The organism is Faecousia intestinalis, assembly GCF_040096185.1.
In the GTDB taxonomy this organism is placed as follows: domain Bacteria; phylum Bacillota; class Clostridia; order Oscillospirales; family Oscillospiraceae; genus JAZOXB01.
In genome coordinates, this window is record NZ_JBBMFF010000053.1 from 1 (window position 1) to 8,451 (window position 8,451).

The 8,451-nt window shown below is 62.8% G+C and carries 5 protein-coding genes; all 5 read right to left on the bottom strand.

What is annotated here, in order from left to right; genetic code table 11:
- The coding region (locus WMO66_RS00650; RefSeq protein ID WP_349134476.1) for a 5'-nucleotidase C-terminal domain-containing protein at positions 1-1,939 on the bottom strand (1,939 nt) is incomplete at its 3' end.
- Positions 1,940-2,203: 264 nt separating this feature from the next.
- Complete coding sequence (locus tag WMO66_RS00655) at positions 2,204-3,883, bottom strand: DAK2 domain-containing protein (RefSeq protein WP_349134477.1); 1,680 nt, start codon at positions 3,881-3,883, stop codon at positions 2,204-2,206.
- A gap of 25 nt (positions 3,884-3,908) precedes the next feature.
- A complete protein-coding gene (locus WMO66_RS00660) occupies positions 3,909-4,262 on the bottom strand; it encodes an Asp23/Gls24 family envelope stress response protein (protein ID WP_349134478.1) in 354 nt (117 codons plus the stop codon).
- 61 nt (positions 4,263-4,323) lie between these two features.
- Positions 4,324-5,892: a 2,3-bisphosphoglycerate-independent phosphoglycerate mutase gene (gpmI, locus tag WMO66_RS00665; RefSeq protein ID WP_349134479.1), complete on the bottom strand. Its 1,569-nt coding sequence runs from the start codon at positions 5,890-5,892 to the stop codon at positions 4,324-4,326.
- Positions 5,893-6,066: 174 nt separating this feature from the next.
- Positions 6,067-8,133 carry an ATP-dependent DNA helicase RecG gene (gene recG / locus WMO66_RS00670; RefSeq protein ID WP_349134480.1) on the bottom strand — a complete coding sequence of 689 codons (2,067 nt, stop codon included), beginning with the start codon at positions 8,131-8,133 and terminating at the stop codon, positions 6,067-6,069.
- Positions 8,134-8,451: the final 318 nt, after the last annotated feature.

Below are 8,451 nucleotides of genomic sequence, written 5' to 3' on the forward strand. Positions count from 1 at the left end.
GCGTGCCCTGCGGCTCAAACGTCGTCTCGGTCATGCCGTTGACGATGCCGGAAGCGGCCAGCTCCAGAACGACATCATGGAACCAGTCTTCCTCGGTGACGTCCGTGAACTTGTTCTCAAAGGGAACGTTTGTGATCTTCCACTCGGAGGTGATAACGGGATCGATGGTGCCCTGCTCCGTGATGTAGTCAGCCAGCAGGTTGCGGGCCTGGCCCTTGTCCTCGCCCTGAATCATGTCGTACTGGGTGGAGTAGATGACGCGGCTCTCGTCGTTCGGGACGAAGTTGCAGCCGTGCTCGTTGATGTACTGGATGAAGTTGCCGCCGCCGTTGAAGCGGTAGTTGTTGATGACGACGGTGAAGGTATCGGTGTCCTGCACGGCCTTGCCGTTGTAGGTCATGTTCTCGATGCGGTGGCCGGAGGGAGCCGCAGCGTTGATCTCATAGGAGAAGCCCTCGCCGGAGATAACGTCGTAGTACGTCAGGCCGCCCTGGATACTGAAGGTGCCGTCCTCGTTGGCCCTAACCTTGGAGGCGGAGTACTCGAGCCAGGTGCGGACTTCCTTGCCGCTCATGGTGATCTGGTAGAACCAGTTCTCATAGCGGTACAGGCGGAACATGTCGCCGAGCTTGATGTCACCCTTCGGGATGAGGTTCTCGGCATTGCCGGAGGTCAGCGGAGCGGTGATGGACAGCTGAGCGGGCTTATCGTCGGTCTTGTCGTCGGGGGTGTTCTTGCCGGTGCGGTCATAAGCGCCCCAGATCTGGACCTTGTTCACGAGGTCGACGAAGGCGGACGGCGCAGTGCCGAGGCCAGAGGCGGTGAAGTTGTCGCTTGCGGTGCCGATGGGCTTGAGCATGTACTCGTTCCACGTTGCATCCTCATAGGGCTGCAGAGCGGCGGTCAGATCGGCGTCCGGCTCATAGAGCGGCTTCGTGGTGCGGCCCTCGCGGACGGTCATGGGAGCATTGGCGGCTTCGACCGTGTAGGTCTTCGTGGCTTTGTTGTAGGTGAACAGCGCGCGGCCGACAACACCAGCCTTCGTGCCCGGGGAGATGACGGGGATCTCCTTGCCGTCGGTGTTGGCAATCTTCGTCACGCCGTTGCGATGCTCGTGGCCGGAGAACACAAGGTCGATGGAGTTCGTGGTGGAGACAAGCTCACGGATGAAGTCGGACTTCTCGGGGTCGCCGTCGATGCCGCTGTGGCTGACGAGGACAATGAGGTCGGCCTTGGCCTTCATCTCGGCTTCGTAGTGCTTGTAGGTCTCCACAACGCCTGCGAAGTAGATGCCCTTCCAGTTCTCGGGGACATCCCAGTTCGCGATGTTGGGGTTGCCGATGCCCATGACAGCGACCTTGACGCCGTCATATTCCTTGATGACATAGGGAGCGTAGCCGTTCCAGGTCTTCCAGTCGCGGGTCTTGTCGTTGTTCGTGTTGGCGTCGAGGTAGTTCGCCATGGAAACACCGACCTTGGACTCGGTCTCGGTGGACTCAGAGGTGAGATAGTTCAGCTGGCGCTGGAGAATATCCATGCCGTAGTTGAACTCGTGGTTGCCGACGACCCACATATCATAGTCCATCATACGCATGACCTTCATGGCGGGATCGTCCACGTCCTTCTTCATGAAGGCGTAGTAGTACGTCAGCGGCGTGCCCTGGATGGTGTCGCCGGAGTCGCTGAGGAATACGTTCTTGTATTCCGCACGCTGCTCCTTGACATAGGTGGCGACGCGGGTCATGCCCTGATAATGGGTGCCGGACAGGCTTGCATCCTGCGTGTAGTCCGTTGCAAACTGCTGACCATGGACGTCGGAGGTGTCGAGGAAGAGGATCTGAACCTCATTCTCATCAGCCGCGAAAACGGCCGGCACCAGCGCCGTGACAAGGCACAGCACAAGCAGCAGAGACACGATGCGAGAAAGTGCTTTCTTCATGGAAATACTCTCCTTTTCGTTTTTACACCGGAATACCGGTGCATCTGAGAATACTATACTCCATGCGGGGGGAAATGTCCATAGGGGCCGGAAAAATCAGCAAATTGCCAAAAAACGGCCGGGAATGAATGGAAATAATGTAAGATGAAATTCATGCATGGAGTATTGTCCGCTCCGCAGAGACGGATGAACGGAATATGACATGAGATGAAATAAAAAGCTCTGCCGCAGGGGATGCCCGCGGCAGAGCTCTTCAAAACGGAATTATTCGGCGGAGATCAGATAGTAATAAACGGGCTGGCCGCCGTCGATGAGCGTGACCTCACACTCCGGGCAGACCTCACGGAACAGGGCAGCCGTCTCCTCGGCCTGACCGGCGGGCAGATCGGCGCCCGCATAGACCGTGACGAACTCGTGACCCTCCTCATGGATCTTTTCGGCCATGCTGCGGAGCAGGCCCTTCAGGTCGGCGCTGCTGCCGAACAGAGAGCTGCCCCACAGGGCGAGGTACTCGCCTGCGTGGATGTTATGCCCGTCGATATCGGAGTCACGCGCGGCGTAGGTGATCTGCATCGTGGTCACACCGGCCATGGCGTCCGTCATGGCGGAGAGATTGTCCTCCTCCGAGGCGTCCGGATCAAAGACCAGCATGGCGGAGACGCCCTGCGGCACGGTCTTCGAGGGAACGACGACGACTTTTTTCTCCGTCAGATCCACCGTCTGCTCGGCCGCCATGATGATGTTCTTGTTGTTCGGGAAGACGAACACGACCTCGGCGGGTGTGGCGTTGATCTTCTCGAGAATATCCTGCGTCGAGGGGTTCATGGTCTGACCGCCCTCGATGATCTGGTCGGCGCCCAGTTCCCGGAACACGCCTGCAAGCCCCTTGCCTGCGCACACGGCGACCATGCCGAAGTGCTTTTCCGGCGCGGCGACGGTCTCTTTGGCCTCGAGCTCCTGCTCGATCTTCTCGAGATCGTCCGTGCTGCGGGCGGCGCGGCCTGCGGCAAGATCGTCATGCTGCATCTGCATGTTCTCGATCTTGGCAAGCTCGAGCGTGCCGTATTTCTGCGACTCTGTCAGGGCTTCGCCGGGGATGTTCGTGTGGACGTGGACCTTGAAGGATTCGTCGTCCTCGCCGATGACGATGCTGTCGCCGATGGTGTCAAGATAGGCGCGCAGCGGGGAAAGGTCGATGTCCTCGTGCGCCTTGCGCATGATATACACCGTGTCGAAGGCAAAGGTGATCTCGCCGGTGTCGAACTCCGTGAAATCGGCCTGCTCGCGGACCTCCTGCGGCTGGCTATCGGCCTCGGGCGCTTCAATTTCCACGCCGCGGTGGACGGAAAGCATGGCCTCGAGCACATACAGCCAGCCCTTGCCGCCTGCGTCCACGACGCCCGCCTTCTGCAGGACGGGATTCTGGTTCACGGTCTGCGCCAGCGCCTCCGCGGCGGAGCGGACCGTCGCCTCGAGAACGGCCTCGCAGTCCGCGCCGCTGTCGGCCGTTTCCATGGCCGTGTCGGCGGAGACGCGGGCCACGGTCAGGATCGTGCCCTCCGTGGGCTTCATCACGGCCTTGTAGGCCGCTTCGACGCCGCCGCGCAGGGCCATCGCCAGCTGCTCGCCCGTGCAGGCCTCTACGCCCTTCAGGGCCTTGGAGAAGCCGCGGAACAGCAGCGAGAGGATGACGCCGGAGTTGCCGCGCGCGCCGCGCAGCATGGCCGAAGCCGTGATATCGGCGGCCTTTGTCAGCGTGACGCTGCCCGCCTTGCGCAGATCGGCTGCCGCTGCGTTCAGCGTCATGCTCATGTTCGTGCCGGTGTCGCCGTCGGGGACGGGGAAGACGTTCAGCTCGTTGATCTGCTGTTTGTGGATCTCGATGGAGGCAGCGGCGCTGAGGATCATTTTCTGAAAGGCCGCTCCGTCAATGGTTTGCCTCACTGTAAGTTACACCTCCGTATTGCCGTTAATCGGTCATCATGGAGTCCACCAGGATGTTGACCTCGCGGATCTCGGTTTCGGTCTGCTGGGAGACGACATAGCGGACCTCGTTCAGGATCGAGCTGCCCAGCGCGGGGATGTTCACGCCCTGATCGACGATGATGTGCAGATCGACCGAAATGGTGCCGTCTTCCTTCGTGCGCACGAGCACGCCCTTGGCGAGCGACTCGCGGCGGAGCAGATGGACGAGGCCGTCCTTCATGCTGCGGATGGCCATGCCCTTGACGCCGAAGCAGTTCGTTGCGGCGCTTCCGGCAATATAGGTATAAACGTTGTTGCTGACGGCGATCTCGCCGAGCTCGTTTTGCCTGCGGATCATGCGGAAAACCTCCTTATTGATTGAAAAAAATGGGATGCGGCGGGGCTGCCCGCCGCGGGGATCACAGCATGCTCTCTTCCCAGCAGGCGGGCGGCGTCAGGCCGAGCAGCGTGGCGACGGTCGGGGCGACGTTGGCCAGACCGAACTTGCCCTCCTTGAGCGTATGCTCCACGCCCGGATCATAGACGATGAAGGGGACGGGGTTCAGGCTGTGGGCCGTGCGGATGGACGTCTTGCCCTTCTTCGTTTCGAGCATCTGGTCGGCGTTGCCGTGGTCTGCCGTGACGAGCACGACGTAACCCAGACGCTTGCCTGCCTCGATGATGCGGCCGACGCCCTCGTCGACGTACTCCATGGCCTTCACGACGGCCTCAATGTTGCCGGTGTGGCCGACCATGTCGCCGTTCGGGAAGTTGCAGCGAAGGAAATCATATTTGCCGGACTCCATGGCCTTGACCATGCAGTCGGTGATCTCCTTCGACTTCATGGCCGGAGCCTGATCGAAGGGGATGACGTCGGAGGGGATCTCCTCATAGGTCTCAAGCTCCTCGCTGACCTTGCCGGAGCGGTTGCCGTTCCAGAAGTAGGTGACATGGCCGTACTTCTGCGTCTCGGACACGGCGTATTCACGCAGGTTGTGGGCGCACAGCAGCTCAGTGAGCGTGTTTTTGATGACGGGCGGCTGGACGAGGTAATGCGTCGGGATCTTCAGGTCACCGTCGTACTCCAGCATACCGGCGAAGTCAACGCCGGTGTAATCGCCGCGGTCGAACTTGTCGAAATCCTTGCAGTCGAACGCGAGGGAGATCTCCTGCGCGCGGTCGCCGCGGAAGTTATACAGCACGACGCTGTCGCCGTTGGCGATGGTCGCTACGGGCTGGCCATTGCGCTCCACAACAAAGGCGGGCAGGTCCTGATCGATGCAGTTCGTCTCGGCGCGGTAGGTTTCGATGGCCTCCTTCGCGGACGGGAAGCGGCGGGCAAGACCCTGCACATGGGTGCGCCAGCCGGCCTCGACCATCGGCCAGTTGGCCTCGTAGCGGTCCATGGTGATCTGCATTCTGCCGCCGCCGGAGGCGATGGCATAGTCGCAGCCCTCGGTGTTCAGCTCGCGGAGCAGGTCCTCGAGCTGCGCGACATACTCAAGCGCGGACGTGGCAGGCACGTCGCGGCCGTCGAGCAGGATGTGGCAGTAGGCGCGCTTGACACCCTCGGCATGCGCATGGCGCAGCAGGGCGAAGAGATGATGGATGTTCGAATGGACGTTGCCGTCGGACAGCAGGCCGAGGAAATGGAAGGCCTTGCCGTTCTCGTTGCAGTTCGCGACGAGGCCCTTCCACGTCTCGGACTGGAACAGCGCGCCCGTCTCGATGGACTCGCCGACGAGCTTGGCGCCCTGCGAGTAGATCTGGCCGCAGCCGAGGGCATTGTGACCGACCTCGGAGTTGCCCATGTCGTCATCGGTGGGCAGGCCGACGGCCGTGCCGTGTGCCTTGAGCCAGTTGTGCGGGCAGGTGGCGAAGAGACGGTCGAGATTCGGGGTATTTGCAAGCTTTACTGCGTCGCCGGGGCCGCCGTCGCCCTTGCCGACGCCGTCCATGATGACCAGGACAACAGGTTTCTTTGTCATAATATGCATCCTCCAATCACAAGAGATATCTGTGCTTTGATTGATTCATGCTATTGTACTACATTTTCCCGTTTCGTACAATCTTTATTTTCGAGATTCTGTATCCCCTACAAAATAACCGGGGCGAAAATGGGGGAAACTGTGCGAAATTCGGTGCTTTGGGGCGGAAAATGCTCAGTTCAGCGTGTCGGCGTTCCCGGCAAGCAGGCTCTCGATCGCCTGCGCGAGCGGTGAGGGCAGCGGGCGGTCCTGCGAGATGAGCTGCGCCGCGGCCTCCTGCGCCTGCCGCAGCACGGCGAGGTCCGTGGCAAGGTCGCCGACGCGGAACACCGGCAGGCCGTGCTGGCGGCTGCCGAAAAAGTCGCCGGGGCCGCGCTGCTGCAGGTCGGCCTCTGCGATGCGGAAGCCGTCGTTCGTGCCGCAGAGCGTGCGCAGGCGCTGGCGGGTCTCGGTGTTTTTATTGTCCGAAACGAGCACGCACCAGGCCTTCGCGCTGCCGCGCCCGACGCGCCCACGCAGCTGGTGCAGCTGTGACAGACCGAAACGGTCGGCATTCTCAATGACCATGAGCGTGGCATTCGGCACGTCGACACCGACCTCGATGACGGTCGTGGCGACGAGGATATCGGCCTCTCCCGCGGCGAACGAGGCCATGACGGCTTCTTTTTCCGCGCCCTTCATTTTGCCGTGCAGCAGGGCGACGCGCAGATTCGGGAACACATAGTCCTGCAGCGTCTGCGCCCACTGCTCCGCGGCCTTGAGCGTCTCGCCGCCGTCTCCGCCGTCGTCCTCGACGGCCGGGCAGACGATGAAGCTCTGGTGGCCCTCGGCTGCCTGCTTGCGCACGAAGGCATTCAGCCGCGCGCGGTAGCGCTCGTCGACCAGGAACGTCTCGACCGGCTCGCGGCCGGGCGGCAGCTCGTCGACGACGGAAACGTCGAGATCGCCGTAGACGATCAGAGCCAGCGTGCGCGGGATGGGCGTAGCGGACAGCAGCAGCAGGTGCGGCTGCGTGCCCTTGGCGCACAGGGCGGCGCGCTGGGCCACGCCGAAGCGGTGCTGCTCATCTGCGATGACCATGCCGAGGCGGGCAAAGCGGGTCTGCTCCGTGAGCAGGGCGTGTGTGCCGATGACGACGTCCGCGAGGCCGAGCTCCGCCGCCTCGCGCGCGCTGCGCTTCTGCGCAGCGCCCATCTGCCCCGTCAGGAGCACCGTGCGGATGCCGAGACCCTCAAACAGCGGGGCGAGGCGGTCAAAATGCTGCCGGGCCAGGATCTCCGTCGGGGCCAGCAGCGCGGTCTGCACGCCGTTTTTTGCAGCGAGACAGGCAGCCGCGGCGGCGACCATCGTCTTGCCGCTGCCAACATCGCCCTGCACAAGGCGGCTCATGGGGCGGCCTGTGCGCACGTCGGCGCAGATGTCGTCCACGGCACGCTGCTGTGCGCCCGTCAGGCGGAAGGGGAGGGCGGCAAAGAACGGCGTAAGCTCCGTCTGCCATGCCGGGCAGGAGTGAGCCGTGCGGCGGCTGCGCACGATGGCAAGCGCGGCGGAAAAGAGAAAGAATTCCTCAAAAACGAGCCTGCGCTGCGCCCGGCCCAGCGCGGCGGCCGACGTGGGGCAGTGGATCTCGCGGCAGGCCTCCGCCGCGCCGCACAGACCGTAGCGGCGCAGCAGCTCCGGCGGCAGCGTCTCGGGCAGGAGCCCGGCGCAGCGGGAGACGGCCTGCGCCTGCGCGCGCAGCACCATGGAGTTCGTCAGCCCGGCTGTCAGCGGATAGACGGGCAGAATGCGCCGCGTGACGCGGGCCGGGCCGTCGCACGGCTCGAACAGCGGGTTCGTCATGCCGTAGGCGGCAAAATCGCCGGTCAGCACGCCGTAAAAGCAGTAGCGCTCGCCGACGCGCAGCGCTCCGGCGGAGTGCGCGGCGTTGAAAAACGTCAGGTTCAGGCGGCCCGTGTCGTCGGCCACGGTGAATTTCGTGACCTCGAGCATGCGGCTGCCGGGCTTGGGGATGCGGTTCGTGCGCGGCGTGGTAACAACGGCCGCTTCAAAGCAGGCGGGCGTGCCGGCCTCGAGCGAGGCGACGGAAACAAGGCGCGTCCGGTCCTCATAGGTGCGCGGATACAGCCGCAGCAGCTCGCCGACAGTGCGGACGTTCAGCCGGGCGAACAGCGCAGCGCGCTGCGGGCCGATGCCGGGCAGGGACGTGAGCGGGGCGTCGAGGGTAACGGGCTTTTCCATAACCGGACCTCCTGAAGTAGAGTTGAGAGTGGAGAAAGGAAAGCGGAGAGCACAGGGCCGCCAGTGTTGTCAGTGCGAGTTCGTATGGGCCATCGCTGAAACGGTATGCACCAATTGCGTCTGTAGCGGCGCTCATTGAGCGCCTTGCAGGCTGACAATACTTGAGGTATGTATTTTATGGCGTGAGGCCCCCAAGTTTGTCATTGCGAGGAGCGAAGCGACGTGGCAATCTCGGGAAGGCAGTTACGATTTCGCCGATGGCTTTCCCACGATTCGGTCGGGTCCTGCGAGATTGCCACGGCCCCGTTGGGGCCTCGC